Origin of the sequence: Faecalicatena contorta, assembly GCF_021531995.1 — a bacterium.
GTDB lineage: Bacteria > Bacillota > Clostridia > Lachnospirales > Lachnospiraceae > Dorea_A > Dorea_A contorta_A.
In genome coordinates this window covers 1-1,769 of record NZ_JAFBIZ010000225.1, presented here as the reverse complement: position 1 = coordinate 1,769, position 1,769 = coordinate 1, and the positions used below count along the sequence as shown (strand labels likewise).

The window sequence follows — 1,769 nt, the reverse complement described above, 5'->3', positions numbered from 1 at the left end:
TAATAAAATCTGTTGTTCTCGTTTTGTTTCTGTCATTACTGTTTATACAGGATAATATAAACCGCTCAGTGATTGCGGGCATTGCACTTGCTGGTATTTTAGGAAGTCTTCTCTTCCTGATTGTCCCGCATCTTCCCCACATCCCATCTCCGGCACTCAAACGAAAGTCAGCACGTTCCTCTGGGAATCCAGACGGTATCACCGATATGGAAACTCTTCTCTGGAGACAGATCAGTTACCAGATTACAGGGAAACTGAAGTCCGCTTATCCGGATGCAACTTGGGAATTTACTAAAGAACCAAATGTAGACAGTCTTCTGAATGGAAATGCCCTGCGTATTCGTACCTTCCATACGAATGACTATAATTTTGCTGAAGTCCGGCTGGACCGGTATGGAGAACTGGTACTTTCTATGATGACGATAGAATCATTAAAGCCAAAGGCAAAACCAGCAGGCACTAATTCCATCGGTCAGGTGGATCCCCAGTCCTGGTATACCCTGATTGGCAAGCCATTACTCTCCAATCTGATTGGAGATCTGCAGGCAAGAGGACATCAAAAATTATTTATCAACGAAAATGGAGAAATATTGATCCAAAATGATGATTCCATGGAAATCAAAGGTACTTTTGAGCATTTCCCACCCAAAGAATACTGGGCGGCTCTCACAGATATTTTTATTCTCGATGAGTTGAATGCAAAAGAAACCGAAGACACCCTGGAATTATCCTGGATGTAAAAAGGAGGAGAAATACTATGCCAAATGGAAACCTGATCAGTAACTGGTCTTTCAAGCGAAAACTCCCGGAACCTTTTGAAGATTATACGGATGATCCCATCAGGAAGGATGTCTATTCAAAATATTGCACACAGCCTCAGAAACGTTCGACACTTCATGCGTCCACGCTCCGGGCGATTCTTGCATACATGGAACTGGAAAATCCGCCCGGTGGAACCGCTTCTGAAGAACTCGGGGCAATTGGCAGCCAGGGGAATAATTATACAATAGCAGAATATCCCAGCAAAACCGGAGATTTGCATGTGGTGATCTATAACCGGACAAACGGAAAATTTATTGCCGGTATTTATCCTAAACCAATAGATGCGGAAACAATATCCGACCAATATCTTTTGAAGGAAGATAAGAACAGTGGAGCTGCACTTTTGTTTGCGCTTCTCCCTACCATTCTGCAGGATGATGAGTTTAACGAATATTATCAGGAGTTGAAAAAGCACCGTGACAATGGTTATACGGATATGGAAGAAGCCGTGAAAACTGCAGCCGTGCTTTGTGATAATATCTATCGCAGATTGCGATACGGAACTTCTCTTTCTACCGGCGGGATTCCCAATGATACTCCTGCCAACGGTGCTATTCCCAAACTCAAACCATTCGCAGTACATCAGGGTACTTACGCTCCTACAAATACGCTCTTTGGTACTTTTCAAGTGCTGATTCCCGGTTCTACCACAAAAAGGAACACGGAATCCATTGCCAAAGAAGACTTTATCAGTAAATACGTCTTATCTGAATCACGGATACTCACTCCCCAGGAAGAACTTACTGTTCCAACGCTGGAACCATGGTATATCATACCACCGGAGATCAAGCGGATCTGTGAACATGCAAAATTGACAACAAATACTGTTTCACCTATGCGGAATTTTCTTCTGCGGGGTCCTGCAGGAACCGGAAAAACAGAAGGTGCCAAGGCGATTGCTGCTGGCTTACATCTGCCCTACCGTTGCATTACCTGCTCTGCCAATA

General features: G+C 43.9%; 1 protein-coding gene and 1 pseudogene. Both read left to right on the top strand.

Annotated elements, in window-relative coordinates; genetic code table 11:
- The coding region (locus JQM82_RS15445) for a hypothetical protein (RefSeq protein WP_268827761.1) at positions 1-740 on the top strand (740 nt) is incomplete at its 5' end.
- Between the two features lie 17 nt (positions 741-757).
- Positions 758-1,769: pseudogene (locus JQM82_RS15440) on the top strand (ATP-binding protein); the annotation flags it as partial.